The following is a 26,389-nucleotide window of genomic DNA, read 5'->3' as shown; positions in this document are numbered from 1 at the left end:
AGTAAAACCACACAGCCCTTGAATTCCACTGCAAGAGGTAGCATCTCACTTATATGCTTTAAGTAATGCTGCGCGGTTAACGGCTGCAGATGATCCCATTCATGCTGATGTTATATTTGAATTGCCTTACCTACCTCAAGGATGCCACCCGTGACCGAGCCGACAGCCGAACTAGCCAAATCATCTGAACCCATTAAAGCGGGGGCTGAGCCATTGCCCGAAAAGTTAATTCCAGTCATGCCTACAACAAGCGCTGATGCATCAAAGGCTAAATGGACCTCGGCGCAGCAAAGATCGGTATTGCCTTGGATTATGGGTTTTCTTAAACCCTACAAACTGAAAGTTGTCGCGGCGATTATCTGCTTGATTATAGGGTCGCTCGCTTGGTTATCATTGGGCCAAGGTGTGCGCTTGATGGTCGATGAAGGCTTTGTAAGGGACAATGCGCAGCGGCTGAATGAAATCATACTGTTAGTGCTCGGAATTACCGCCGTCAGTGGCACAGCGGTGTTTTGCCGCTTCTATTTGATGACTTGGCTTGGTGAGCGGGTCAGCGCCGATATTCGTCTCACTGTTTACAATCAACTGCTTAAACTTTCTCCCGCCTTTTACGCTAAGGTGCGCACCGGTGAAGTGATCTCCCGTTTTACCGCCGATTCTACTTTGCTACAAACTGTGGTGGGTTCGAGTCTTTCCATGGCGCTGCGCTCTAGCGTAACTGTGCTTGGTGGTTTAGTCATGATGGGTATCACTAGCGTTAAGATGACATTGCTGGTGTTGTTGGCGGTGCCCTTAGTGTTAGGGCCGGTGATCTTTTTTGGTCGCAAAGTACGTGTGTTAGCACGGGAAAGCCAAGATAGGGTTGCGGATCTCGGCGCTTATGTTGATGAAACACTTCATGAAATTCATACGGTACAAGCCTATGGGCATGAAGATCAAGACCGTAGCTTGTTCAATCGCCGCGTCGAAGATGTGATGTCTGCGGCAAGTGGCCGTATCCGTTATCGTGCCTTGCTGATCTCGACTGTGATGTTTTTAAGTATCGCCGCCATCGCTATGGTGACTTGGGTCGGTGCCCACGATGTGATGGCGGCTAAGATGACCGGCGGTGAGTTATCTGCCTTTATGTTTTATGCTGTTATGGTCGCGGGCGCAGTAGCGACCATTAGCGAAGTGATAGGCGAAATTCAGCGGGCTTCTGGCGCCGCCGAACGTTTAATCGAACTGGCTGAAACACAAGTGGATATTCCCGTTGCAACTCATCCTGTGAGTTTGCCCGCCAAGGTCAGTGGCGAGTTAATGATTGAAGGGCTCAATTTTGCCTATCCAGAGCATGATGCCTTAGTGCTAAAACAGCTCAATATGAGCATTGCTGCGGGTGAGCGGGTCGCCTTAGTGGGGCCAAGTGGCGCAGGTAAAAGTACCTTGTTCCAGTTGTTGCAACGCTTTTATGTGCCTAGCGCTGGCAGTATTCGACTGGAAGGTATTGATATTGCCAATCTTCTGCCACAGGAGTTGCGGTCGCAGTTTGCTCTAGTGCCGCAGGACTCGGTGATTTTTGCGACTAGCGTACTTGAAAACGTGCGTTATGGTCGAGTCGATGCCACCGAACAAGAAGTGATAGATGCCTGTATTGCAGCACGTGCCCACGAGTTTATTAGCGAGTTTACTGAAGGTTATCAAACCTATTTAGGCGAGCGTGGCGTGCGGCTTTCTGGTGGACAAAAACAACGTATTGCCATTGCGCGGGCGATTTTAGCCGACAGACCGATATTGCTACTCGATGAAGCGACCAGTGCCTTAGATGCGGTGAGCGAGCAGAAAGTGAAGCAAGCGCTGGATGTATTGATGGCGGGTAAAACGACTTTGATTATTGCTCACCGTCTATCGACAGTAATCAATGCCGATAGGATTTTTGTGTTTGATAAGGGTGAGATTGTTGCCTGCGGTCGCCACCAAGAGTTGATGCAATCCAATGCGTTATATCGTGAATTTGCCAGTCTGCAATTGTTAACCGAAGAGGCCAATGCCAGCGCCTTGAATGAGACCATTTAGGTAAAATAAAACCCAGTTGCTAGCTTAAACACTTAAGCTCGGTCACTGGGTCTTTTATTGTGCTTTTGTTGCTAAGCTCTGTTACTCAGCTTTGTCTTTAAGTACGGCACTTTAAGTGCGGTCTCTAAGCTTTATCTTTTAGCTCGCGGCGCAGAATTTTGCCTACGGTACTTTTAGGTAATTGCGCCATAAATTCAATCACTTTTGGCAATTTATAGGCGGTTAACTGCTCGCGGCAATAGGTTAGAATGGCCTCTTTAGCCTGTTGATGATCTTGGCTATCATCCTTAAGCACGATAAAGGCTTTAACCGCTTCGCCCGAGTGCTCATCTTTTACTCCCACCACGGCGCATTCGATCACATTAGGGTGGCTCGCTAGGACGTTTTCCACTTCGTTGGGATAGACATTAAAACCTGAGACTATGATCATATCTTTTTTACGATCAACTATTTGGTGGAAACCTTCCGCTGTTGCTATGGCAATATCCCCAGTTTTGAAGAAGCCATCTTGAGTCATAGCATTGGCGGTTTCCTGCGGATTATTCCAATATCCCCGCATGACTTGTGGGCCGCGTGCGGCTAATTCTCCGGCCGTACCTAAGGGCACTTCAATGTCGTTTTCATCTAAGAGTTTAACCTCAGTGCCAATCACAGGTTTACCAATTGTGCCTAGTTTTTGATAACCGGGTGCATTGAGTGAAATCACCGGCGAAGTTTCAGATAGCCCATAACCTTCACTGATCATGTTGCCTGTCGTCTGTTGCCAAATGTTGGCCGCCGCGGCCGTCAGTGCTGTGCCGCCCGAGATAGTGATTTTTAAATGGCTAAAGTCGAGTGCTTTAAACTCAGGTTGATGGCATAGGGCGACAAACAGAGTATTGAGTCCTGCAAATCCAGTGAAGGGATATTTGGCGAGTGTCTTAATTAAGCCGCTAATATCCCGTGGATTTGGAATTAATACCGAGCAGCCGCCACACTCGAAATACAGCACTAAGTTCACCATAAACGCATAAATATGGTAAATCGGTAGCGGTGCAACGAAGATATCTTCCCCTTCGGTGATCACGCTCGCGATGCGGGATTTTACCTGCGCCGCATTAGCGAGCATATTGCCGTGGGTCAACATGGCACCTTTAGATAATCCAGTGGTGCCGCCCGTATATTGCAACGCCGAGAGGTCGTCGAGATTTGAGATAAATCGGCTAAAGGGGAGTTCTGCGCCTTGTTTTAAAATTTGGCAAAACTCCACATTCTTCAGGCCTGTCTTAGGCTGTACGTGCGGATCGATCAAATCTAATGGGTGGGTTGAAATGACATATTCTATTTTGGTGCTGTCGATGACTTTGGCTAAGGTCGGTAATAGATCGGATAAAACCACGATCGCTTTGGCACCAGAATCATTGAACTGATGGATGAGCTCACGCTCGGTATATAGGGGATTAGTGTTAACTAAAATAAGCCCAGCCCTGATTGCGCCGTAGGCCGCGATGACAAATTGGGTGATATTAGGCAATTGAATGGCGATGCGATCGCCAGGTTTGAGTGTGGTCTTATTTTGTAAATAGGCGGCAAAGTAACGAGAATCGCGTTCTATCTCGTTAAAACTGCTGGTTTTACCGAGACAGGCATAGGCGGGTTTATCACCGTAACGCAAGCTGGTTTTCTCGATCAGATCGACCAGTGATGAGTAGTTTAGTTTGAGTTGAGAGTCTTGATCGTATGCCATGCTGAACTACCTCAAAGATGATGTTTATTAGTTGTTATTATTTTGGAGTTAAACAGGTGTTTAGATTAGAGGGTGTTAGCACCAGAGGTCAATGCTTATCGCGAAAAACATCTTTATGCCAATAACGGTATCTTTATGTAACAAATAGTATTTTTACTCTAAAGCTGAGTGCTTAACTATAGCTTAGTTATCTTAGAAGCTTAGTTATCTAATGAAACACAAAACCTAAATAAGAGTTGAAGGAAAGACAATTTAAAATTTGTAACCGTTATGTTTCTAAGGATTGAGATTGAATGTGCTCAATTTGCTTTGTCTATGCGCCGTTTAACGGGGAAATTTTCAGATTTGTAGGTGTTTAAGGTTTTATTCTGATGTATGAGACGTTAAAGATATGGTTGTCTTTGGGGATGAATTCCTGCCTTTAACCGGCGCTTGAGTTGATTCCTCAAGCGCCGATTGGGTAGTTAATCTGATGATGACCAATGTTACGGTAACTCATATTAAGCGCTAAAAGCCCAGTGCTAAGGACTGAAGAATCCGGTTTCTTGGCTCACTTGTTGTGTTGGTTGTTTAACATCCGTCACCGAGAATTGGATAATTTTGCGCCCCGAGGGGATAGCATCCTTATCGGCTAATACAGTGACGGGATAGTCGACTTGTTCACCCGCTGCCAAGGTAATAATAGGATCGGCAATCAAGCTAAAGGGCATTTCACTGTCGACGGCGAGTTGATATTGCTTAGTATCTTGTGTCTTGTTGCGGATCTTCAGCTGATAGGTATTTTCAACTTTATTATCCAAGGTTTCACGGTACAAGCTTTGGCGATCACGGATCACGTTAAGCTGGATCTCGCTGCGGCTATTTAAGTCTAACCCTATGACGATAAACATGATAATGACCGCTGCACCGTAGCCTAAGAAACGCGGCGAGCGCCAATAGGAGTAATTTACTCCCTTAAGATCATTTTCACTCATATAGCCGATAAGATTCTGCTTGTAATCGAACTTCAACATAGTCTCATTACAGGCATCGACACAGGCGCCGCAGTTGATGCACTCATATTGCAAGCCGTTACGAATATCTATCCCTGTTGGGCAAACTTCGACACACAAATTACAGTCAACACAGTCACCTAAAGTATGGTCATCTTGATTGTTCTCTTGTTTACGTTTGCGAGGGCCACGGGCTTCACCGCGCTGTGCATCATAGGTCACGGTTTTAGTGTTGGCATCGAACATCACAGCTTGGAAACGTGAATAGGGGCAGCAATGTAAGCACATTTGCTCGCGCATCCAGCCCGCATTGAGATAAGTACAAATGGCGAAAAACCACACCCAGCTTGTCACCCAGAAGCTGGCATTACTCGTCAAGATGTCCACATAAAGTTCGCGGGCGGGAATAAAATAACCGATAAAACCACAGCCAGTGAGCAGAGCTGTTAGACCCCAAAGTAGGTGTTTTGCACTTCTTTTACCGATTTTACTGCTAGTCCAAGGGGCTTTATCGAGCTGCTTACGTTTATTACTGCTGCCTTCGATGCGCGTTTCTATCCACACATAGATAAAGGTCCAAGCTGTTTGTGGGCAAAGGTAACCGCACCAAACACGCCCCCAAAATACGGTAATGAAAAACAGACCGAAGGCGGCGGCGATAAAAATCCATGCCAGCAAGGTAAAGTCCTGTGGCCAGAGCGTGATACCAAAGAAAAAAAACTGTTGTTGGCTGATATCTAACAGTATTGCTTGGCGGCCATCAATAGAGATAAACGGCAGGGCGAAAAACATCACGATCAATAGGCTATTCATCATAGTTCGCAGGCGCTGAAAATCACCTTTTTGCTCACGAAAATGGATATTGCCAGAGGGGAGACGGCTTTTTGCTGCGGTTTCAGTAGAGAGGTTTTTAACCGGAATGTGTAGCTCTACTGAGGCAGGTTTCGCGCCCACACTCTTATTTACACTTGGAGAATTTGGGGTAACTTCGCTCTTGGGCATAAAGGGTCCTAACGGCTTAAATAAGATTCGCCTCCCTATAGCAAGCGCTAGGCCAAGTTTTAATTGGCTCAACATCATGATATTTATAATTATTTTTTGATTGGAACTAGATGGAGAACACGATATATCACACATTGGCGATATATCGCGTTTTTAGTGTGCTCGTTTTGAATTAGATTTCACTCGATTGACGCTGGATCCCCAGTTTTTTCATTCGCGATCTCAGTGTACTTGCGGGCACACCGAGGACATTCGCTGCGCCGAGTGGGCCGGATATGCGCCAGTTTAAGCGCTTAAGGGTTTGTTCTATATGCAGCGCTTCCGCTTCTGCTAAGGTTTGCCCTTGGGTTTGAGCTAAGGGATTATTGCTCGGCATAGCGTGGATCTGCAGAATATCTCCTTGGGATAGAATGGCTTCGCGTTCGAGGATATTTTGCAGTTCGCGCACATTGCCCGGCCAAGTATAAGCCATGAGTTTTTGTAGCCCTTTTTGGCTCACTCCACGAATTTTTTTACCTAGCTTACGATTCAAGTTGTGCAGAATATGGCTGACGAGTTCGGGAATATCTTCGATTCTTGCGCGCAGTGGTGGTACTTGAATAGGGAATACATTCAAACGGTAATAGAGATCCATCCTAAATAATCCCTGTTCGACTCGCTTGAGTAAATCGTGGTGACTGGCGGCGACTAAGCGAATATCCACTTGAATGGTTTCGCTGCCACCGAGACGTTCGAAGGATTGTTCTTGGATGACTCGCAGTAGCTTTGATTGGGCTTCTAAACTGAGTTCAGCGACTTCGTCGAGGAACAGTGTGCCTTGATGAGCAAGTTCGAAGCGACCTTTACGGCGGCTTGTGGCGCCAGTAAATGCCCCCTTCTCGTGACCAAAGAGTTCACTTTCTAGTAAAGATGCCGAAAACGCGGCACAGTTGACACTGATCATAGGTTTATCTTTGCGGCGACTGAGCTGATGTAAGTTACGGGCAACGAGTTCTTTTCCTGTGCCATTTTCACCACAAATGAGCACAGTACTGTCGGTATTGGCCACCATGTGCAATTGCTGGATCATATGGCGGATCACTGTACTGGCACCCGAAATATCCACATCACCCGTTTTGTCTGCCAACTCTGCCTGTAGATAATGATTTTCAGAGGCGAGTCGCTCCGAGAGTGCTTGTACTTGGGCTAGGGCTTGGCGTAATGACTGCTCTGTTTGTTTTTGAATACTAATGTCACGAAATATCGCGACTACGCCAATCAGTTGATTGTCACGGTAAACAGGGGTGGAACTGTAATGAACGGGGAAGCTACTGCCATCTTTACGCCAAAATACATCGTGGGTGATTTCTCGGGTGATCCCATCCTTTAAGGTGTTGTAAATTGGACAATCCTCTTGGGGATAATGACTGCCATCTGCATGGCTGTGATGATGGCAGTTATGGATGTTTTTACCGAGTAGCTCTTCATTCTTCCAACCCGTCATGCGTTCGGCTGCCGGATTGATAAACACCGCATTACCGCTTAAATCAAATCCATAAATACCTTCGCCGACAGCGTTGAGCAATAACTGGTTTTCCGGTAAGAAATGCTTATCTATCGATTTTTCATTATTGACTGAAATCTTATTGGTCATCTGTCTTACTCTGGTTTTGGCGGTATTTTCTGAGTATACCTTAAGTACTGTGACGCGATATATCGTGTTTTTGATTATGCCCTTTAAGCATTTTTTCTTTGGTGATTTTTCTGCTCACACTTTTTGCCGTTCGAGTACATTTTACTTGGTGCCATACTCTAAAAAATATTTTCATCTAAGAAATTGATATAAAAGATAAATGACTAATATTCATTCAAAAGTCTGATTTAACATTGGATATTGTTTAATTTGTGTTATAAAAATGTTCGTGTAATGTGATTTTGTGTTGGCCGTGGTAGCAAGGTTTAGGGACGAGAATCGCACAAAGCAGGTCAGGTATTCTAAAAATAATAAGCAGTTGGGATGAATATGATGACCTCAAAGAAGCAGAAGTTTGGATTAAGTGCAGTGAGTTTGGCGATTACTCTAGCCTTGTCTGGTAGTTTAATCAGTCCGCAGGCAATAGCAGAAGAAGATGAGACGGCTGTTAAAAATGAGAACGTTGAAAAAATTGCAGTTGTAGGGTCCCGTGCTGCGCCACGCTCAATCGGCGATTCCCCCGTTCCTATTGATATTATTAGTAGTGACGACCTTAAAAAAAATGGTTCGACTGACATGATTGATATGTTAGTGACTTCGGTGCCATCGTTTAACTCACGCGCTCAACCCATTAGTGATGCAGCAACCTTAGTTCGTCCCGTTAATTTACGGGGTTTGCCATCAGACAGTACGCTAGTGCTAGTCAACGGTAAGCGTCGTCACCGTGCATCTGTGATTGCGTTCCAAGGTGGTGGTATTAACGATGGCGCTCAAGGTCCTGATATCTCAGTTATTCCTGGTTCTGCATTAAAGCAAGTTGAAGTATTGCGCGACGGCGCTGCGGCGCAGTATGGGTCGGATGCGATTGCCGGAGTCATGAACTTTGTTTTAAAAGATAATTCCGAGGGTGGTTCCATCACTGTGACCCAAGGAGAATATTACGAGGGTGATGGTGCTACAACTACGGTCGAAGGTGATGTCGGTTTACCTGTGACTGAAAATGGCTTCGTCAATTTAAGCTTCCAGTATAAAAATGCTGACTCCACTAGCCGTAGTGTGCAGCGTCCTGATGCGGCTAACTTAGCCGAGCAGGGTAATACCGCGATTAATGACCCCGCACAAGTGTGGGGTAATCCTGAGATTAATGATGACTATTCAGTGTTCATCAACTCAGGCTTAGACATTAATGCCAATATGCATGCCTATGCCTTTGGTAATCTGTCTTCCCGCGATGCCGTGGGAGGCTTCTATTATCGTTACCCGCAAAATCGTAGCAATGTGTATTCCAATGATGGTGGTCAGAATTTACTTGTGGGCGCTGTAAATGGTGATCCATCAACATGTGGACTCGTACCGATCCCTAAAAATGCTGATGGAAGTGACGGCAACGTACTCGACACTGATGCATACAAGGCGATGGTTGCCGACCCAAATTGCTTTGCTATGAACCAGATATTTCCAGGTGGCTATACGCCACAGTTCACCGGCACCATTGAAGATATGTCCTTCTTCGCAGGTGTAAAAGGCGATATCGGTGAATGGAATTATGATTTCAGTGCTGGTACTGGGGCGAACAAAGCCAGTTTTGGTCTTAAAAATTCGTTGAATCCATCACTAGGATTAGACACTCCGACCGATTTTGATACGGGGGCTTATGAGCAAGTTGAAACTACCGTTAACCTCGATTTCTCGCGCTTCATAACCTTAGGAGGCATTGAAGACATTAGTTTTGCTTCTGGTTTTGAATGGCGAAATGAGTCGTTTGAGATTTCTCAAGGTGATGAAGCCTCGTGGATTGCAGGCCCTTATGCTAGCCAAGGTTTCAACATTGGTGCGCACGGTTTTAAAGGCTTTGGCCCAGAATCTGCGGGTAAAAACTCACGTCATAACATAGGTATTTATACTGATTTAGAAGCTTATTTAAGTGATGACTGGTTACTCGGTTTAGCACTGCGCTACGAAGACTTTTCAACCTTTGGTGATACGTTAAATTACAAATTGACGTTGCAGTATTCTGCAACGGATGAATTGTCGTTCCGCGCCTCACACAGCACCGGCTTTCGTGCTCCAACGGTTGGCCAAGAAAACGTCGTCAACACGCAGACATCGATCATCGATGGTGAATTGATCCAGACCTTTATTGCCCCCCCAACCGATCCGCTTGCGGCATTTTATGGTGGTGAAGTGTTAAAGCCAGAAGAGTCGATTAGTTATGCGATTGGGGCTGTATATGAGTACGAAAGCTTCTTCTTAACGGTCGATTACTACAACATTGGCGTAGAGGGCCGTATTGCACAGTCGAGTAAGATTGATGTTGAGGCTAAAGATTATGATGCCTTACGTGCCGCTGGGGTTGAGTTCCCTGAGTTAATCCAAGGTGTGAGCTATTACACCAATGACTTTGATACTACGACTCAAGGTATCGACATCGTCGCCTCCTATGATGCAGAAATCCTGTCGGGTAATGCTAAATTCAGTCTTGCCTATGGTTGGACCGATACCAGCGTTGATAAGTTTGATCTTAAAACGACCGATGCGGGTAAAGTTCGTCGATTAGAAGATGGTATCCCAGCGCACCGTGCCACCTTAACTTGGGCACAGTCATGGGACAAGGTAACCCTGTCACTACGTGGTAACTATTTTGGTGAGTACTATGCGACTCACGCTGATGATACCTCTGACTGGGGCTCTGAAATGGCTGATGCTGCAGTGACCGTCGATCTTGAAATGAGCTATCAATTACTTGATGGCTTAACCCTGGCGGTGGGGGCTAATAATCTATTTGATCAAGAAGCGCAAAAGCTGAAAGAAGGGACCTTGGGTGAACTCGGTGGCGTTTATTATGAAAGTGGGCCATTCGATTACAACGGCGGTTTCTACTATGGTCGAGTGAATTACCGTTTTTAATGAGTAAGCCAATTTATAGAAGCGATTTCTAACCCACCTTTCAAGAAATTTGGCTTTTATAAATAGAAGTGAAGTAAGCAAAAAGGCTGCAATGCAGCCTTTTTTATTCGTATTTGACTCGTCCTAAATATGGTTTAGGGCTTAGTTACGATTCGTTTGCGCGGCAACTAAACCATTTAACACATCACTCATACTGAGTTTTGACGGCAAGAGAATCCCATTAGGGGCGCTTGGACCATAAATTTTATTGTAGGGCGTGCCGGGCACTCCTTCATGGCGCATATAGGTTTCAATCGTTTTATTCGCCTCACTCCAGTTACCTTGCATCAGGATGATATTGTCGGCCATCAAGGCATTTACAATTTGCTCCCTGTGGGTGACTTCCGCTTTATTCGTTTGGCAGATGGTGCACCAATCAGAGGTAATATCGACAAAGACGGTATAGCCTTGGGCAACCAGAGGCGCGATTTTCTCTGGGGCTAAGGTGTGCCATTGTAGTTTTTGATAGGCTTGGTAATCCTCGCTTTTGTGCACAAATCCAATAATAGCACTGAGTCCTAAGGCGAAAAATCCCAGCACAAAAATCACCGTCAGCGGTATGGTTTTACCTTTTTGTCTTTGCCAAAGCAGTAATAAGATCGCACCTATTAATAGGCAAAGAATAAAAATACTGATCAGCGTTATAGTGTTCATAAAATTTCCTGATTGAGAATCGCCTTTGTGATAATAGCGATGAAGGCTTAGGTATTAAGGTTTGGCTATAAAGACTTAGGTTAACGCTAATCTTAGCGGTTAACGGCTTAAATCAGTGTGAATTTATGGGATTATCGCGTTTGGGGTTCTCTTAAATGACTGTTCATTTATTGAAAATGGATTTATTAGCGTTAACGCCTTGATGACGCGATGTTAGAATAGCAAGCAAGTTTAAGGCCCAGCAGTGGGCTTTTTTATTCGGCGAAAGGTGTCATCAATGAGTTGGAGTACTTGGTTAGGTTTATTGGCTATTTGTTGTTTGGGGGCTATGTCGCCGGGCCCAAGTTTGACTATGGTAGTACGTCATACTTTAGGTGGTGGGCGGGGAAAGGGTATCGTTTGTGCTTGGGCACACTCGATAGGGATTGGGATCTATGCGCTGGTGACGTTACTGGGCTTAGCCGTAGTCCTTAAAAAGGCGCCCTTAGTCTTTAATGGCATTGCGATTCTCGGTGCCTTATACCTTGCTTGGATGGGAGTTCAAGCGCTGCGTTCCAATGGCGGTATGCAAGCTAAATTGGCTGCAGGGGAGGCGACAGATACCTTAACCGCAGCCCGTGATGGTATTGCTATTTCTTTATTCAACCCTAAGATAATGCTATTTTTTCTTGCGTTATTCAGCCAATTTGTGATGGTCGCCGACAGCATGACGGCTAAAGCATTAATTGTTTTTACACCGTTAGTGGTCGATGGTCTTTGGTACACCTTGATAGCCTTATTGCTATCCCACTCGAGTGTGTTGCCTAAGTTGAGAGAAAAAGCGGGGTTAATTGATAAGTTGTCCGGCGTAGTATTGATATTGCTGGCGATCCGTGTGGTGTACACGCTTTAGTGATCTATCTAAAATCATTGGTTTTAAATAACAAACACGCCATCAATCGATGGCGTGTTTGTTTATGGCTATGCATTTAAATCAAGGCGTGATTAGCCTTTAAACATTTGCACAGAATTATCAGCTTCTTCTGCCACACTTTCTTGGATAATGGGTGGATTGGCAATGTGGTCGTCTAAGTTGTCACTCAGCATTTCTTTGAATTCACTGCTAAACCATTCTAATGCGCTCTCTTTTTCAGCACCGAGATCCGCTGATTTAATCGCGGCTTCGAAGGCATTAAAACGTGCTGCGGCAAAACGGAGTGCTGTGCCAACTTTACCTACATCTGCTTCTTGTTGGCTTAGCTGATTGGCTAAGGCAATAAACTGATCGGCAAGTTCGTAAATGGTGGTGGTGCTCGTGTCGGTCATGGCGTTCACTCTAAAAAAGTAACAGATTAAAGTTCGATTCTAACTTAATTGGTGTAAGAAGGAATCGTCAGGCATTAACTATTGGGATCTGTGTCGGTAATGACGACTCCTGTATGGGAGTCATAATTAATCGACAGTTTATCGTTTGTTCGATACAAATAAGTGCACTGGCCAGGATCGGTATAACTGGCTTTATAGTCGGTTTCAGTCGCATCAATATTCAAGCGCGAGACACTTGGCTGGGCATTTTGAAATAATACTTCCCATACCGATATACAGTCTTCAACATTATCGAGTGCCGGAGAGGCCTCATTGCCATGGATATAGTGTTGTGCTGGCCAACCGAAGGCGTTGAAATCTATTTGTTCGGATTGTGCCGTACCAAATACGGGTAAATCCTCTTTTGGACCTGAGCCCACTTTTACAGCCCATACGGAACGTGCCAGATTGATGGCTGATTTAAAGCCTCCGCCTGCCGCTTTAACTGTTGCAATTTGAGCATCTTGTTGCACATTGATAAATTTTGGCAGGGCCACTACGGCTAAAATACCGAGCACTATGATGACCACCACAAGTTCAATTAAGGTGAAACCCGTTTGATGTCTTTGAATTGATTTATCAGAATGTTGGATCATCATTACGTATCAGAGTGTGCGAGAATGGGCGCACTATATCACTTAATTTCGAATGTTTTAAATTGAAAGTCTTAACGTGAGACCTAGCAAGTTTAGTGGTATTACTTAGCGGCAGGTAAGGTCTGCAAACTTGCCATACTACTACAGGACTTTTAAGCTAACCCGATTATAGAATTGAGGAAGTAAAATAGTGACTCAGGCGACATGGCAAACATTTATCGATGAGCAAAGAGCTTTGCCTTATTTTCAGCAACTAAGCGCATTTGTTGACAATGAACGCAGGGCTGGGAAAGTGGTTTATCCACCCGAAGTTGATGTTTTCAATGCTTTTAGTATGACGCCCCTTGAACAAGTCAGAGTGGTTTTGATTGGCCAAGATCCCTATCACGGCCCAGATCAAGCCCATGGTTTATGTTTTTCGGTTAAATGCGGGATAAAACCACCGCCATCTTTAGCCAATATGTACAAAGAATTAGCGACGGATATTGACGGTTTTGTTGTGCCATCCCATGGCGATTTATCCGCATGGGCGGAGCAGGGGATATTGATGCTCAATACGGTGCTGACCGTTGAGCAAGGCAAGGCGCATTCCCATGCCAAAGCCGGGTGGGAAGTCTTTACGACTGCGGTGCTGGAATTATTAAATCGGCAGACTCAGCCGATTATTTTCGTGCTTTGGGGTAGTCATGCCATTAAAAAGGGCCAAGTCGTTAACGCACCGCAACATCAAGTGCTCACAGGACCACATCCTTCACCTTTATCGGCTTATCGCGGTTTTTTTGGTTGTGGGCATTTCTCTCAAGTGAATCAATTATTGCTTGAGCGAGGCGAAACGCCGATCCTTTGGCAGGTTTGATTTTAGGATTGCGGTTAAAGCAATAAAAAAGGTCTTACTGAGTAAGACCTTATTTTTGGGGCGAAATTACATTAGTTAGCAATCAGTGGTTTCTGTCGACCGAAATCTTAGCTAGCGTTACTAAGGCTTGCTTATAGTCGCTATCGGGTAAAGCAGATAATGCCGCGATCGCTTTCTCTGATTCTTCAATTGCTTTTTGTTGGGTGTAGTTTAACGCGCCGCAATGGTGCAGTGCTGCTACGATTTTATCTATGGCCTGAGTACCATCACCTTGTTCAATTGCTTGACGTATGAGCTGTTTCTCTTCGTCTGTGCCATGGGCAATGGCATAGATGAGTGGCAGAGTCGGTTTACCTTCGGCAAGGTCATCACCGATATTCTTACCTAGCTCGTCACTGTCGGCGGTATAGTCGAGTAAGTCGTCGGTAAGCTGAAAGGCGGTGCCGAGATACTTACCATAGTTGCCTAAGGCGGTTTCTTGCTCAGGCGTTGCACCTGCTAGCACGCCCGCGAGTAGCGTCGCGGCTTCAAATAACTTGGCTGTTTTGCAATAAATGACCCGCATATAGCTTTCTTCAGTGGTGTCAGGGTCATTGCAATTCATTAGCTGTAAGACTTCGCCCTCGGCCAACACGTTAGTCGTATCAGCTAACACTCTGAGCACTTTCATGTTGTCAAGTTCGGTCATCATCTGGAATGAGCGGGTATAAAGGAAATCCCCGACTAGCACACTGGCACTATTGCCAAACAGTGCATTGGCGGTTTCTCGTCCGCGGCGTAACGTCGATTCATCAACTACATCATCATGGAGCAATGAGGCTGTATGGATAAACTCAATAATCGCCGCTAGCTTAAGATGTGCTTCGCCTTCGTAGCTCACTGCTCGTGCGGCTAAAACCGACAGCAGAGGACGAAGACGTTTACCACCACCATTAATAATGTAAAAACCTAATTGATTAATTAGGGCGACATCTGATTCAAGCTGTTTATATATCAGCTGATTGACTGCTTGCATATCAGTGTCAGCCAGTTGACGAATAGCGTTTAAATCCATAATAGACTCTGGTTGTGGGGTCATTACGTTCCCGGCCCCTGTTTAGGCTCACGTGTTATAATGAAATGAATTTTACCTAAAATTCTGACATATGACAGCACTAGCTCAACTAATGTGAGAGTTAATCCGGTCTTTTTTTATTCTTTCCTAATTAGGGCTTGCCAGAGTTTGATTCTTCGCGTAAACTCCGCGCCCATTGTCAATAAAGTTTTTGTAGCACCCTGCCTCATCCAAGAATGAGCCCGCGTGTTAGGAATTGGAGTAAAATAGCTATGTACGCTGTTTTTCAAAGTGGTGGTAAACAACACCGTGTAGCTGAAGGCCACACAGTACGTTTAGAAAAGTTAGAAGTTGCAACTGGCGAAACTATCGAGTTCGATCAAGTTCTTTTGATCGCTGATGGCGAAACAGTGCATGTTGGTGCTCCTTTAGTAGCTGGCGGTAAAGTCGTTGCTGAAGTTGTAAGTCACGGTCGTGGCGATAAAGTTACTATCGTTAAGTTCCGTCGTCGTAAGCACCACGACAAGAAAATGGGCCACCGTCAGTGGTTCACTGAAGTTAAAATTACTGCTATCAACGCATAATAGGAGTCTAACTCATGGCACATAAAAAAGCTGGCGGTTCTACTCGTAACGGCCGCGATTCAGAAAGTAAACGTCTAGGTGTTAAGCGCTTTGGCGGTGAATCAGTTCTAGCTGGTAACATTATTGTTCGTCAACGTGGTACTAAATTCCACGCTGGTGTAAACGTAGGTATTGGTCGTGACCATACTCTGTTTGCTCTGACTGACGGTAAAGTTAAATTCGAAGTTAAAGGCGCTAATAACCGTAAGTTTATTAGCATCGAAGCTTAACTTTCGAACCTAGCTTATACTGTTAAAGCCCCGCCATTGGTGGGGCTTTCTGTTTTTTGTGCTTCTATTTACGCCGTGTAGATGCTTGAGTTGGTAAATGATTACCAAGAATGAGCATTGACAGGTAAGATTGGGAGCAAAGTATCTCGAGTTTTTTGGCGACCAATGAAGTTAGACGGTATAATTGCTTCATTCAGTGGTGCCAGGAGTAAGTATGAAGTTTGTCGATGAGGCAGTAATTAGGGTCGAAGCAGGCGACGGCGGTAGCGGTTGTGTTAGCTTTAGGCGCGAAAAGTATGTACCTGATGGTGGTCCTGATGGTGGTGATGGTGGCGACGGTGGCAGTGTTTTCCTGCAAGCTGACGAAAACTTCAACACTTTGATCGAGTTCCGTTTTGAACGTTTTCACATGGCTGAACGTGGCGAAAATGGTCGTGGCCGTGATTGTACTGGTCATAGCGGTAAAGATCTGATCTTAAAAGTTCCTGTTGGTACTCGCGCGGTCGATCATGATACTGAAGAAGTCCTTGGGGATTTAACAACCCACGGTCAAAAGCTATTGGTTGCCAAAGGTGGTTTCCATGGTTTAGGTAACACCCGTTTTAAGAGCAGTACTAACCGTGCTCCACGTCAAAAGACGTTAGGGACACCTGGTGAAGTTCGTAGCCTTAAATTAGAGTTGTTACTGCTGGCTGACGTTGGTTTGCTTGGCATGCCTAACGCGGGTAAGTCGACATTCATTCGTGCGGTTTCCCGTGCAACGCCGAAAGTGGCTGATTATCCGTTTACAACACTGGTGCCTAACTTAGGTGTGGTTAATCCACGTCCTGGTCAAAGCTTTGTGATTGCGGACATTCCTGGTCTCATCGAAGGCGCTGCCGATGGTGCGGGTTTAGGTATTCGCTTCTTAAAGCATCTTGAGCGTTGTCGTATTCTGCTGCACATCATAGATATTGAGCCGATTGACGGAACCGATCCGGTTGAGTCTGCGCGCGCTATCGTAGGTGAGCTTGAGAAATATTCTCCAAAGTTGGCGAGTAAGCCGCGTTGGTTAGTCTTTAACAAAACCGATCTGCTGCTTGAAGAAGAGCTGCAAGAGAAGGTTGATCGTATCGTTAAAGAAATGGGTTGGGAAGGCGATGTTTATACTATCTCCGCCTATAACCGCGACGGTACCAGTGAGTTGGCATTAAAACTCCTCGATTATATTGCGAGTCTTCCACCTGAAGACAATGAAGTCGACCCAGATAGTGAAGTTGAGTTCAAGTGGGATAATTATCATCAAGCAAACCTTGATTCATTGAATGAAGATTATGTTGATGAAGATGATGACGACGACTTTGATGATGACGACTACGACGTAGAAGTTATTTACCAAAGATAATAGTAATCTTTGAGTTTTGAGAGTTCTGTGTACGCTGATACTCAAAATGATATTACTCGGCAAGTTGTGCGTGCTGCACAATTGCTACTGGCCTACGGCGCGGAATCTGATTTAGTTGAAGAAATCAGCCAGCGTCTAGGTCAGGCTTTAGGTCTTGCTAGCGTAGAACTCTCTATTTCCTCTAATTCCCTCGTGTTAACCAGTTTGGTTCATGGTCGCTGTATCACAACTACTCGTCGTATTCGTGAGCATGGCATTAACATGACAGTCGTCTGTGAATTGCAACGTATCTGTTTACTCGCGGAAAAGGGGCTGTATGGCCCAAATGAAGTGCGTAAACGTTTGGCGCGGATTGAACCTAAAACCTATCCTCCTAGCTTAGTGGTATTCATGATTGGCCTGTCGTGCGCTAGCTTCTGTCATTTATTTAATGGCGATCTCACTGCATGCGTGATTACTTTTTTTGCCGCGGCAGTGGGTATGTCGGTACGTTTAGCAATTGCTAAGCGGCATTTTAATTTATTAGTCAATTTTGCCATCACAGCTTTCGTCACCAGTATGCTTGCTCAAACGGGTTATTTGTTTGAGTTAAGCGAAACTCCTAAGGCTGCTATGGCCGCGAGTGTGCTGATGTTAGTGCCGGGTTTTCCGATGATTAATGCGATTTCCGACATGGTAAAAGGGCACATGAATGTCGGTATATCCCGCTGGGGTCATGCTACTTTGCTGACCGTTTCTTCTGTGATTGGCATTACAATTGCGATGCAGATCGGCGGAATTTTCCTATGATGGAATTATTGATAGCTCTTTTGCACGATGCTTTTTTCTCTGCCATCCCCGCCGTAGGATTTGCTATGGTATTTAATGTTCCTAAACGATTTCTTCCTTACTGCGCTTTAGCGGGAGCCATTGGCCATAGTTCCCGTACTTTAATGTTACAGTTTGGTCTGCCAATCGAGTGGGCAACCTTCGCCGCCGCGGCATTAGTAGGGATTATTACCATAGGGTTTGGTAAGCGCCACTTAGCGCCACCTTTAATGTATGCTGTCGCCGCGATTATTCCTATGATCCCTGGCACTTATGCATTTAATACTGTGATTGCCTTAGTGCAATTGACCGCTCAATCTCAAGTCAGTCCTGAACTGACGGGGCAAGTGATTAGTAATGGCCTCAAAACCGTCTTTATTCTAGGGGCGTTAGCCGTGGGTTTGGCCATGCCGAGTTTGCTGTATTTCAGGACTCGCCCCGTCATTCAATAATTCTATTTCTATAAAACAGGAGTGAGCATGCGCATTGCTATGATAGCCGCGATGGCAAACAATCGAGTCATCGGAAAAGATAATAAAATGCCATGGCATCTTCCAGAAGATCTACGTCACTTTAAAGCGATGACCCTAGGCAAGCCTGTTGTGATGGGACGTAAGACCTTTGAGTCAATCGGTAGGCCCCTTCCTGGTCGACATAACATAGTTATTTCACGCCAAACGGATCTTGTGATTGAGGGCGTGACCTGTGTGACCTCATTTGATGCAGCCAAACAAGCTGCTGGTGAGTGTGAAGAGTTAGTGGTGATAGGTGGTGGCCAGCTTTATGCCGAGTTATTGCCCTGCGCCGATATCTTATATTTGACGCAAATCAATCTTGAGGTGGAAGGCGATACATTTTTCCCCCACTGGGACGATGGGACTTGGAAGGAAACTGAATCTTTGGCGAGTATAAATGCGGCTGGTTTGGAATATCGCTTTATCAATTTGGTAAAAAAATGTTAAATTGCAGCTTCTGTTGTGTACCCTGTGTGTATGGGGCGTCAGTTTATCTAACGTATTGCATCATATCGGACATTTAGTTTTCACGGAAAGAGATAGCCTATTTCGTTATCCTAGATTTCGAACGAGAGCTAAAGCCAAGAGGTCAATATCATTTAGACAATAGATGCAGCCCATACAGAATTGATAATAAAACTATAAGAAAGTATTAAGGAGTATCGGATGCGTCTTATGCCTGTGGCCTTGGCTGCGTTGATTGGATTTAGTTCTATTGCTGTACCAACCTCTGCCGTTGCGGGGGAAGATCCACTCGTAGCGAGTCTTTGTGATTATGTAAAAGCTAATGACAAAAACCGCTTACGTAAAAAGTTAAAAGAAAGCCGCGTTAAGTTACGTCAGATTTACAGTGGTATCAGTTGCGATGGTGCAAGTCTATTGCGCACCGCTTACGGTGCGAGTGCGAACGATACCGGTGAGTTTGTGGCTAAGCGTTTGTCGGCGACTGAATTGAGTGTTGCTGAAGCTGATGGGATGACTATCCAAGCTTGGGCTGAAGCAAACGGTCATGGTGCTAGCCCAATTACCGCTGCAGTGAAAGAGCGTCTTGGCGCTGCTGCTGGCGGTGAAGAAGAGTAATGCGGATTTGAACTTAGCGGCACTTTAGCCCTATTTGCTGCTACGTTATATTAAACGTCTAATATCAAGTATCTAGCATTAAGCTAGATAAAAATGCCAAACTTAAGTTTGGCATTTTTTATGGTCTTAATTTGTGCAAAGGCCAGACAGTTCGAGTCGTCAGTAAGATAGGCAAGTGAATTCGTCTCAAAAGAAAGGGCCGCTAAGCGACCCTAGGTTTTAGTGGTGATAAACATTAGACTCTAAATTCACCGACCGAAGCTTGGAGTTCTTCGGCTAATTTGGCGACTTGATGGCTAGACTGAGCCGTTTGATCTGCACCGATAGCGGTTTCTTCTGAAATTGCTGCAATATGCTCTAGTTTTTCAGAAACTTGCTGGCTTACTAAATTCTGTTCCTGCGCAGCATGGGCGATATGGGTGCCAGAATCATAGGCCTTATGCACAGATTGGCTAATGGTCTCGAGGGCAATGTTGGCTTGCTCCGTTTTTTCAACACAGGCGTTGGCTTGAGCACGCCCCATATCCATGGCGGCAACGGCTTGCTCTGCACCTTGCTGCAACACTTCGATCATCTGTTGGATCTCTCGGGTCGACACTTGAGTGCGTGAGGCTAAACTACGCACTTCATCGGCAACTACCGCAAAACCACGACCTTGTTCACCCGCACGGGCGGCTTCAATAGCGGCGTTAAGGGCGAGTAGGTTAGTCTGTTCTGCAATACCACGGATCACATCCAAAATTGAGCCAATAGAGGCGCTGTCCGACTGCACTTTATTAATCACAACACCCGCTTTGGCCACTTCATCGGCTAAAGCCAAAATAGTCAGTTTGTTCTCTTGTGCAATGGCACGCATGTGCTGAGTTTCTTGATCAGCCTGTTTGATTTGCTCAAGGGCTTGATTGGCACTTAAAGACACCTGCTGAGCACTAGAGCTAAGTTCAGTTGTCGCAGTAGCCACTTGGTCAACTTGGCTTTTTTGTTCTTGTATGCCTGAGGTGGTTTGCGCTGTGATTGCCGATGTTTGTTCGGCTGCCGCGGCAAGTTGATTTGACCTATCTAAAATACCTATGATTAAACTGCGTAAGCTATCGACGAGACGATTACAGTTTTTTGCTAGTTCGGCAAATTCATCGTGTCCAGAGTCATCTAGTTTATGGGTAAGGTTGCCTGAGGCTAAGACGTTCAGGGCATTGTTCACTTGGCTGAGTGAGCGTTTTAACGGATTCACCACAGCAAAACTCACAATCACTGCGACAACGATTGCTATTAACACGACAATCATGGTTTGTATGCTGGCAGAGTCAATCTTGGCTATGGTGTCATTGCTCATGTTCGCGGCAACAAGTTCGATGTTATCGCTGACATCATTCATGTTGGAATTGATGACTTTCACATCATTTTCGATAATGCCTAGTTTTATCACAGCTTCTTTGGAGTGGGAGAGCTGACTCGATTTTAGCAGCAACATAGATTGCGGACCGGTGACGAGCGCTAATACTTTTCCAATATCTTTAGTGACTGAGCTTAAGGTATCCGCTTCGACAATACCTTGACCGTGACGATTCACATATTCAAGTTTGTTCTTGGTTTCGCTGATAATGTAGTCAAGTTCCTTTGAGATCAGTTCATGCTTACTCTCTTCGTCATTCGTTACTAAATCTGCAATAGTGGTGATGATATTTCCGAGACTAGTATCAATAGCGCTGGCTGATGCAGCAAGACTCTGCTCATCGGGATTCTGACTGCTTTCTAAATCAACAATATCGAGCAGTTCCGATGAGGCATCATCGGCGGCATTTTCGAGCTTTTTCTTTAGTTCAACGAGCTGTTCTTGCTTGCTTAATGAGGCCTCACGTTCGGCGATCATGGCAATACTATCTCGCTCAAAGGTGGCAAAGCTGCCGCTTAATTGGGCAATTAAAGAAGATAGATTCTGCTGGCTCTTGACTAACTGAGTGAGGGTGGCAATTTCGTTTTTGAACTGAGTCCCATGGTCTTCGAACACTTTACGAATATTCGGGATATTTGCCGATCTAGGGGTGTTATAGGCAATGAGGATTTGTCTTTGTTGCTCACTCAATGCTTCACTAAGGTGGTTTGTCGATTTCAGCGCGGGCAAGCTTAATTCTTGCATCATAGCAGAGCTGGCTTTTAGGCTATTGTTGGTTAAATAAGATGTAAATCCTAGCAACACGAGTAAAAGTGTGACAATACCAAATCCGCCAATCACTCTGGTGGCTACATTAAATTTCATAGGATACTCCGATTTTTATTATATTTTTCCAAATGAAAACAGGGTGATATTCAGGGTTAGGCGGCTCAGTCTGTTATCGACTTTAAGCTGTTTTAGTTTAACTCTTTTTTAACTTTTTTTGCGTAATTTTTTGGTCTTTTTCAAGATGCCATAAGGTTAAGTGCTCACCCCAACAACAGCCTGTATCTAAAGCCTTTAATTTAGTATCGTCGACCTTGCCCATCAACGCAGCCCAATGGCCAAATACTAAGGTATGACTTTGGCGCAGCGGCGAAGCAAACTCAAACCAAGGTTTGAGTTGTGGATTAGTACAGTTTTCAGGAGGTTGTTTGCAATCAAAATCAAGTCGGCCATCGACATAAAGATAGCGCATGCGTGTTAATGCATTGATGCAATAACGTAAGCGTTCTATGCCAATTGCACTTGGATCCCATTGTTCGGCGGTATCTGAATACATTTGGCTTATTAATGTCTCAAGATAATCATCGTGCTTGAGGGCGCGACTGACGAGTGCGGATTCTTCTCTTAATACCTCCAGCGACCACTGGGGTGGTACACCCGCATGACTCATAATGAGTTGGTGTTCAGGTAATTCACGCATAAGAGGTTGTTGTCTCAGCCAGTCAATTGAGGCTGAGATATCGGGGGATTCTAGAGTTTCAGTGAGATTATCGCTGGGCTTAGCGCGTTTGAGCTTACCGTGTAATGCCATTAGATGGAGATCGTGGTTACCTAAAACCGTTTTAGCGGAATCACCTAAGGAGCGAAAAAACCGTAGCGTAGCTAAGGAGTCAGGTCCGCGTGCAACAAGATCACCTACAGCCCAGAGTTCATCGCGGGAAGGATTAAAATCGACCTTAGCGAGTAATTTTTGTAACTCAGCGAAACAGCCTTGAATATCACCAACAAAATAATGCGCCACAGTACCCCTTTCCTAACGATATTAATGTAGTAAGCCTGGGGTCGCTAAACGGAAGGGACGGATTGTCGCCTGGAAACGCTCACCCGATTCGCTGACCATACCATAAGTGCCGTGCATTATGCCAAGTGGCGTATCGAGCACAGTACCACTGGTGTATTGATAGGCAGTATTCGGCGCTATGGTTGGCGTTTCACCGACAACACCGGCACCTTTGACTTCACTGGTGTTGCCATTGGCATCAGTGATTATCCAGTGACGAGTTTCAAGTTTAGCCGCTTGCTCACCTAAATTGATGATAGTGATGGTGTAACTGAAGAGGTACTTTTCATCCTCGGGCGAGGACTGCTGCTCTATATACTCAGTTTTGACTTCGACCCGAATGGAGGTGTCCAATGCGCTCATTCTTGTTCCTAGGCTCTGGTCTAAGGGCACCTAAGTGCCCTGACATATTTATGCTTTCTTATCGCAAACCATGTTAGCCATAGCAACATACTGCTGCACGCTAATCTGTTCTGGGCGTTGACTTGAGTCAATCCCTAACTGCTCGAACTCATCGTCAGATAACATGTGCTTTAAGTTATTACGCAGAGTCTTACGACGCATGTTGAATGCGGTAGTACAAAGGTGGCGTAGTACGGTTACATCTTTACAAGGGAACGGCTTTACGGCGTATGGCAATAAGCGTACGACTGCTGAGTCCACTTTAGGCGCAGGGGTAAAGCTGTGGGGCGGCACTTCGAGAACCGGGACCACTTGGCAGAAGTATTGTGCCATGACCGTTAAACGGCCATAGGCTTTACAGCCTGGGCTTGCCGATAAGCGCAGTACCACTTCTTTTTGTAGCATAAAGTGCATGGTTTCAATCTGTTCGGCAAATTCGAACAGGTGGAACATCAGCGGCGTTGAAATGTTGTAAGGTAAGTTACCAAATACTTTCATCTTTTTGCCAGGCACACTCAGTTGGCCAAAATTAAACTGCAGTGCATCACCTTGGTGAATAGTCAGTTTATTTTTAAGGACTGGGTGTTGATGTAAGCGTTCAACCAGATCGCGGTCGAGTTCGACGACAGTCAGATTATCTACAGCATCGGCTACAGGTTCTGTTAAGGCACCAAGGCCAGGGCCGATTTCGACCATCACATGGTGATTATCGGGTGCAATTGCACCCACAATGCGGTCAATCACATTGCCGTCGGTAAGGAAGTTTTGTCCGAAACGCTTTCTGGCCGTGTGGCCTAAATGTACTTTGTTGCTCATTAATAATGTAATCGTTTAGTTCTTTGAGGATAACTCAATGGCTTTATTCAGAGCACAGACAAAACTGCCAATATCGGCCTTGCCTGTACCCGCGAGATCGAGCGCCGTACCGTGGTCAACCGAGGTACGAATATAAGGTAAACCTAAGGTGATGTTTACCGATTTGCCAAATCCTTGTGACTTGAGAACGGGAAGTCCTTGGTCATGGTACATGGCCAAGACGACATCGGCGTCCTGTAAATATTTAGGTTGGAATAGAGTGTCGGCCGGTAATGGGCCGACAATATTCATTTGGAACTCTTCTCGCAACTCGTTGAGTGCAGGAATAATCACGTCGATTTCTTCACGCCCTAAATGGCCGTCTTCACCTGCGTGTGGATTGAGACCACAGACATAAATTTTCGGTGAAACTATGCCAAATTTGCTGATGAGATCGGCATGTAGAATCTTGATAATATGCTGTAAGCGTTGGCGTGTTATGGCTTTTGCAACATAGGCCAGAGGAATATGGGTGGTCACGAGTGCCACTTGCAAACCAGGCGTTGCCAGCATCATCACTACATCGGGGCAATTTGCTTGATGGGCAAAAAACTCAGTATGGCCACTAAAGGCAATACCTGCTTGATTGATAATGCCTTTATGCACGGGGCCTGTCACGACAGCATCAAACTCGCCGCTCATGTTTTTTTCGCCCGCATAACGCAAGGTTTCAACTACATAAGTGCTGTTTTGCTCATCGAGCTGACCACAAATCGATTCGCTCACTAACTTAAAGGGCGCTATGGTTAATGTGCCAGCTTCTTGCGGTTTAGGAGCTTGATTTGGCTGGTAAGGGCGGAAAGTCACTTGCAAACCGAGTCGTTTCGCACGGCTCGCAAGTAATTCTGGATCCGCACAAACGACTAACTCAGCAGGCCAAGCCTGCTGAGCGAGTTGTACGACTAAATCGGGGCCAATACCTGCGGGTTCGCCTGGGGTAACGGCAATACGTTTAGTGCTCAATTAGAATTAACCTCGATTGGTCTCTGGCTGGAAGATTTCAATGTATGCGTCTGAACGCATTTCGTCTAGCCAGTTTTGCAGTTCTTCGTTAAATTTGCGACGGAAGATCAACTGGTGCGCACGGTTGCTATTGAACTGATCCGTGGCGTCGGTTTTTCTGCGTTCTTCTAATTGAGTGATATGCCAACCGTGAGTCGTACGGAATGGCTCACTAATTTGGTCGTTTTTCAAACTATTGAGCGTTTGAGCAAACTCAGGTACGTAAATGCTTGGTTCTGCCCAACCTAATTCACCACCTTTTGTGGCCGAACCAGGATCTTCTGAGTACTGACGCGCTAGGTCTTCAAACTTAGCTTCTCCTGAGCGGATTTGCTTCAGGAATTGCTCAAGCATGGCTTTAGCGCGGTCTTCTGACAGGATCGGCGATGGCTTGAGCAAAATGTGGCGCGCTCTAACTTCTTCGATTTCTTTGGTTTGTAGGCCGCGAGCATCCATGATCTTAATAATATGGAAACCTGCACCACTCTTAATCGGGCCGATAATGTCACCCATTTTTGCACCGTTGATCACTTCGGCGAACAGAGTTGGCATTTCGTTGATGTTCATATAATCCCAAATACCACCTTCGAGTGCTTTAGGACCTGAAGAAGAAGCGATAGCGGTACGACGGAAATCCTCACCACTCTTCAAACGTTCTAATACGATATTGGCGCGTTTGCTTGATGCTTCGAGTTGTTCACTGGTGGGGTTATTAGGCACGTCAATCAGGATATGGCCAATTTGGTATTCCACATCTTTCATCCCTTGTTCTTGGATGAGTTTGACTAGGCTAGTAATTTCCTGTGGTGATACTTGAATACGGCGTTGTACCTGAATACGTTGAATTTCACCTAGAGTGATTTCTTCGCGCAATTGTTCGCGGTATTGGCTGAAACTTAAACCTTCGCTTTCAATTTTTTGTTGCATCTGCGCGACAGACATTTTTTGTTCACGCGCGATGTTTTCAATCGCTTGGTCTAGTTGTAAGTCACCAATATTCAGCCCTATACGACTGGCCATTTGCAATTGTAGGCGAGTTAAGATTAAACGCTCAATCACCTGAGTGCGCAGGGCACTGTCAGAAGGTAATGATTGGTTTGCTGCTTTGGCATTCGCTTTAACAGTGTCAATCATGTTAGTGATTTCACTTTCGAGCACTATGCCGTCGTTAATTTGGACTGCAACGCGGTCTAGCGGCTGGGGGGCGGCCAATGTAGGTTGGCTGATCGCGAGTGCAAATAAAGCAAAAATCAGATGTTTACTGGGTTTCATCCACAAAATCCTTGGCACGTTCTAAGGTTAGGTTCGACGGCTTAATTGAAATAACTTTACCATTTATATCGAAATTACAGTGAGTTGCCCTAATGTAATTTTTT

General features: G+C 45.4%; 24 protein-coding genes. 11 read left to right on the top strand and 13 right to left on the bottom strand.

The window, feature by feature from the left end:
• Positions 1-150 precede the first annotated feature (150 nt).
• A complete protein-coding gene (locus L5L91_RS18780) occupies positions 151-2,055 on the top strand; it encodes an ABC transporter transmembrane domain-containing protein (RefSeq protein ID WP_263182771.1) in 1,905 nt (634 codons plus the stop codon).
• Positions 2,056-2,179: 124 nt separating this feature from the next.
• Here the strand turns inward: L5L91_RS18780 and L5L91_RS18775 are convergent, their stop codons facing one another.
• From L5L91_RS18775 to L5L91_RS18765, 3 genes are all read right to left on the bottom strand, one after another.
• The gene (locus L5L91_RS18775) at positions 2,180-3,781 is read right to left on the bottom strand and encodes an AMP-binding protein (RefSeq protein WP_263148345.1); all 1,602 of its coding nucleotides are present in this window, start codon (positions 3,779-3,781) and stop codon (positions 2,180-2,182) included.
• Between the two features lie 521 nt (positions 3,782-4,302).
• Entirely contained in the window at positions 4,303-5,775 is a 1,473-nt protein-coding gene (gene ccoG, locus L5L91_RS18770; RefSeq protein ID WP_263237422.1) for a cytochrome c oxidase accessory protein CcoG, read from the bottom strand.
• 172 nt (positions 5,776-5,947) lie between these two features.
• A complete protein-coding gene (locus L5L91_RS18765; RefSeq protein ID WP_105250005.1) occupies positions 5,948-7,408 on the bottom strand; it encodes a sigma-54 interaction domain-containing protein in 1,461 nt (486 codons plus the stop codon).
• A 369-nt stretch (positions 7,409-7,777) separates the two neighbouring features.
• Here L5L91_RS18765 and L5L91_RS18760 point away from each other — a divergent pair, with 369 nt between their 5' ends.
• Complete coding sequence (locus L5L91_RS18760; RefSeq protein WP_173248678.1) at positions 7,778-10,354, top strand: TonB-dependent receptor plug domain-containing protein; 2,577 nt, start codon at positions 7,778-7,780, stop codon at positions 10,352-10,354.
• Between the two features lie 141 nt (positions 10,355-10,495).
• Here the strand turns inward: L5L91_RS18760 and L5L91_RS18755 are convergent, their stop codons facing one another.
• Complete coding sequence (locus L5L91_RS18755; protein ID WP_113939891.1) at positions 10,496-11,047, bottom strand: thioredoxin family protein; 552 nt, start codon at positions 11,045-11,047, stop codon at positions 10,496-10,498.
• 277 nt (positions 11,048-11,324) lie between these two features.
• Here L5L91_RS18755 and L5L91_RS18750 point away from each other — a divergent pair, with 277 nt between their 5' ends.
• Complete coding sequence (locus L5L91_RS18750) at positions 11,325-11,939, top strand: LysE family translocator (RefSeq protein ID WP_105250002.1); 615 nt, start codon at positions 11,325-11,327, stop codon at positions 11,937-11,939.
• Between the two features lie 92 nt (positions 11,940-12,031).
• Here L5L91_RS18750 and L5L91_RS18745 read toward each other — a convergent pair whose 3' ends face one another.
• Complete coding sequence (locus L5L91_RS18745; protein ID WP_263164208.1) at positions 12,032-12,352, bottom strand: DUF3144 domain-containing protein; 321 nt, start codon at positions 12,350-12,352, stop codon at positions 12,032-12,034.
• 74 nt (positions 12,353-12,426) lie between these two features.
• The gene (locus L5L91_RS18740) at positions 12,427-12,990 is read right to left on the bottom strand and encodes a Tfp pilus assembly protein FimT/FimU (protein ID WP_028761538.1); all 564 of its coding nucleotides are present in this window, start codon (positions 12,988-12,990) and stop codon (positions 12,427-12,429) included.
• Between the two features lie 187 nt (positions 12,991-13,177).
• Between L5L91_RS18740 and ung the strand changes: the two genes are divergently transcribed.
• Positions 13,178-13,843, top strand: a complete 666-nt coding sequence (gene ung / locus L5L91_RS18735) for a uracil-DNA glycosylase (protein ID WP_028761537.1) — start codon at positions 13,178-13,180, stop codon at positions 13,841-13,843.
• Positions 13,844-13,925: 82 nt separating this feature from the next.
• On the opposite strand, the gene ispB is transcribed toward ung, so the two are convergent.
• On the bottom strand, positions 13,926-14,897 hold the full coding sequence (gene ispB / locus L5L91_RS18730; protein WP_049821790.1) for an octaprenyl diphosphate synthase: 972 nt from the start codon (positions 14,895-14,897) through the stop codon (positions 13,926-13,928).
• Positions 14,898-15,169: 272 nt separating this feature from the next.
• Between ispB and rplU the strand changes: the two genes are divergently transcribed.
• The 7 genes from rplU to L5L91_RS18695 all read left to right on the top strand — a co-directional run bounded on the left by rplU (position 15,170) and on the right by L5L91_RS18695 (position 19,536).
• Positions 15,170-15,481, top strand: coding sequence for a 50S ribosomal protein L21 (gene rplU / locus L5L91_RS18725; RefSeq protein ID WP_006080526.1), 312 nt, complete (start codon positions 15,170-15,172; stop codon positions 15,479-15,481).
• A 14-nt stretch (positions 15,482-15,495) separates the two neighbouring features.
• Complete coding sequence (gene rpmA, locus L5L91_RS18720; protein WP_006080527.1) at positions 15,496-15,750, top strand: 50S ribosomal protein L27; 255 nt, start codon at positions 15,496-15,498, stop codon at positions 15,748-15,750.
• A gap of 214 nt (positions 15,751-15,964) precedes the next feature.
• A complete protein-coding gene (gene cgtA, locus L5L91_RS18715) occupies positions 15,965-17,134 on the top strand; it encodes an Obg family GTPase CgtA (RefSeq protein WP_105250000.1) in 1,170 nt (389 codons plus the stop codon).
• A 27-nt stretch (positions 17,135-17,161) separates the two neighbouring features.
• Complete coding sequence (locus L5L91_RS18710; RefSeq protein ID WP_113939893.1) at positions 17,162-17,923, top strand: threonine/serine exporter family protein; 762 nt, start codon at positions 17,162-17,164, stop codon at positions 17,921-17,923.
• Positions 17,920-18,393, top strand: coding sequence for a threonine/serine exporter family protein (locus tag L5L91_RS18705; RefSeq protein WP_028761533.1), 474 nt, complete (start codon positions 17,920-17,922; stop codon positions 18,391-18,393). The genes L5L91_RS18710 and L5L91_RS18705 overlap by 4 nt, the downstream gene beginning before the upstream one ends.
• A 27-nt stretch (positions 18,394-18,420) precedes the next feature.
• Entirely contained in the window at positions 18,421-18,903 is a 483-nt protein-coding gene (gene folA / locus L5L91_RS18700) for a type 3 dihydrofolate reductase (RefSeq protein ID WP_028761532.1), read from the top strand.
• A 219-nt stretch (positions 18,904-19,122) separates the two neighbouring features.
• Positions 19,123-19,536: a DUF3718 domain-containing protein gene (locus tag L5L91_RS18695; RefSeq protein WP_105249997.1), complete on the top strand. Its 414-nt coding sequence runs from the start codon at positions 19,123-19,125 to the stop codon at positions 19,534-19,536.
• Positions 19,537-19,771: 235 nt separating this feature from the next.
• Here L5L91_RS18695 and L5L91_RS18690 read toward each other — a convergent pair whose 3' ends face one another.
• From L5L91_RS18690 to surA, 6 genes are all read right to left on the bottom strand, one after another.
• Positions 19,772-21,793 (bottom strand): methyl-accepting chemotaxis protein, encoded by a 2,022-nt coding sequence (locus tag L5L91_RS18690; protein WP_263164205.1) that lies wholly within the window; start codon positions 21,791-21,793, stop codon positions 19,772-19,774.
• Positions 21,794-21,890: 97 nt separating this feature from the next.
• Positions 21,891-22,715, bottom strand: a complete 825-nt coding sequence (locus tag L5L91_RS18685) for a symmetrical bis(5'-nucleosyl)-tetraphosphatase (protein WP_263164203.1) — start codon at positions 22,713-22,715, stop codon at positions 21,891-21,893.
• Between the two features lie 21 nt (positions 22,716-22,736).
• Positions 22,737-23,117 carry a Co2+/Mg2+ efflux protein ApaG gene (gene apaG / locus L5L91_RS18680; protein WP_263164201.1) on the bottom strand — a complete coding sequence of 127 codons (381 nt, stop codon included), beginning with the start codon at positions 23,115-23,117 and terminating at the stop codon, positions 22,737-22,739.
• Positions 23,118-23,165: 48 nt separating this feature from the next.
• The gene (rsmA, locus tag L5L91_RS18675; protein ID WP_263164199.1) at positions 23,166-23,972 is read right to left on the bottom strand and encodes a 16S rRNA (adenine(1518)-N(6)/adenine(1519)-N(6))-dimethyltransferase RsmA; all 807 of its coding nucleotides are present in this window, start codon (positions 23,970-23,972) and stop codon (positions 23,166-23,168) included.
• A gap of 15 nt (positions 23,973-23,987) precedes the next feature.
• Entirely contained in the window at positions 23,988-24,974 is a 987-nt protein-coding gene (gene pdxA, locus L5L91_RS18670) for a 4-hydroxythreonine-4-phosphate dehydrogenase PdxA (RefSeq protein WP_263237421.1), read from the bottom strand.
• A gap of 6 nt (positions 24,975-24,980) precedes the next feature.
• Positions 24,981-26,285 carry a peptidylprolyl isomerase SurA gene (surA, locus tag L5L91_RS18665; RefSeq protein WP_105249993.1) on the bottom strand — a complete coding sequence of 435 codons (1,305 nt, stop codon included), beginning with the start codon at positions 26,283-26,285 and terminating at the stop codon, positions 24,981-24,983.
• Positions 26,286-26,389: the final 104 nt, after the last annotated feature.

This window comes from Shewanella sp. SM55 (assembly GCF_025654025.1).
GTDB lineage: Bacteria > Pseudomonadota > Gammaproteobacteria > Enterobacterales > Shewanellaceae > Shewanella > Shewanella oncorhynchi.
The sequence above is the reverse complement of the archived record's forward strand: the minus strand, read 5'-3'. Positions and strand labels throughout refer to the sequence as shown.

What these genes read in the sequence shown, in the direction of transcription:
- L5L91_RS18775 (WP_263148345.1), bottom strand. Translation starts at nt 3,781, where the DNA reads ATGGCATACGATCAAGACTCTCAACTCAAACTAAACTACTCATCACTG.
- ccoG (WP_263237422.1), bottom strand. Translation starts at nt 5,775, where the DNA reads ATGCCCAAGAGCGAAGTTACCCCAAATTCTCCAAGTGTAAATAAGAGT.
- L5L91_RS18765 (WP_105250005.1), bottom strand. Translation starts at nt 7,408, where the DNA reads ATGACCAATAAGATTTCAGTCAATAATGAAAAATCGATAGATAAGCAT.
- L5L91_RS18760 (WP_173248678.1), top strand. Translation starts at nt 7,778, where the DNA reads ATGATGACCTCAAAGAAGCAGAAGTTTGGATTAAGTGCAGTGAGTTTG.
- L5L91_RS18755 (WP_113939891.1), bottom strand. Translation starts at nt 11,047, where the DNA reads ATGAACACTATAACGCTGATCAGTATTTTTATTCTTTGCCTATTAATA.
- L5L91_RS18750 (WP_105250002.1), top strand. Translation starts at nt 11,325, where the DNA reads ATGAGTTGGAGTACTTGGTTAGGTTTATTGGCTATTTGTTGTTTGGGG.
- L5L91_RS18745 (WP_263164208.1), bottom strand. Translation starts at nt 12,352, where the DNA reads ATGACCGACACGAGCACCACCACCATTTACGAACTTGCCGATCAGTTT.
- L5L91_RS18740 (WP_028761538.1), bottom strand. Translation starts at nt 12,990, where the DNA reads ATGATGATCCAACATTCTGATAAATCAATTCAAAGACATCAAACGGGT.
- ispB (WP_049821790.1), bottom strand. Translation starts at nt 14,897, where the DNA reads ATGGATTTAAACGCTATTCGTCAACTGGCTGACACTGATATGCAAGCA.
- rplU (WP_006080526.1), top strand. Translation starts at nt 15,170, where the DNA reads ATGTACGCTGTTTTTCAAAGTGGTGGTAAACAACACCGTGTAGCTGAA.
- rpmA (WP_006080527.1), top strand. Translation starts at nt 15,496, where the DNA reads ATGGCACATAAAAAAGCTGGCGGTTCTACTCGTAACGGCCGCGATTCA.
- cgtA (WP_105250000.1), top strand. Translation starts at nt 15,965, where the DNA reads ATGAAGTTTGTCGATGAGGCAGTAATTAGGGTCGAAGCAGGCGACGGC.
- L5L91_RS18705 (WP_028761533.1), top strand. Translation starts at nt 17,920, where the DNA reads ATGATGGAATTATTGATAGCTCTTTTGCACGATGCTTTTTTCTCTGCC.
- folA (WP_028761532.1), top strand. Translation starts at nt 18,421, where the DNA reads ATGCGCATTGCTATGATAGCCGCGATGGCAAACAATCGAGTCATCGGA.
- L5L91_RS18695 (WP_105249997.1), top strand. Translation starts at nt 19,123, where the DNA reads ATGCGTCTTATGCCTGTGGCCTTGGCTGCGTTGATTGGATTTAGTTCT.
- L5L91_RS18690 (WP_263164205.1), bottom strand. Translation starts at nt 21,793, where the DNA reads ATGAAATTTAATGTAGCCACCAGAGTGATTGGCGGATTTGGTATTGTC.
- apaG (WP_263164201.1), bottom strand. Translation starts at nt 23,117, where the DNA reads ATGAGCGCATTGGACACCTCCATTCGGGTCGAAGTCAAAACTGAGTAT.
- rsmA (WP_263164199.1), bottom strand. Translation starts at nt 23,972, where the DNA reads ATGAGCAACAAAGTACATTTAGGCCACACGGCCAGAAAGCGTTTCGGA.
- surA (WP_105249993.1), bottom strand. Translation starts at nt 26,285, where the DNA reads ATGAAACCCAGTAAACATCTGATTTTTGCTTTATTTGCACTCGCGATC.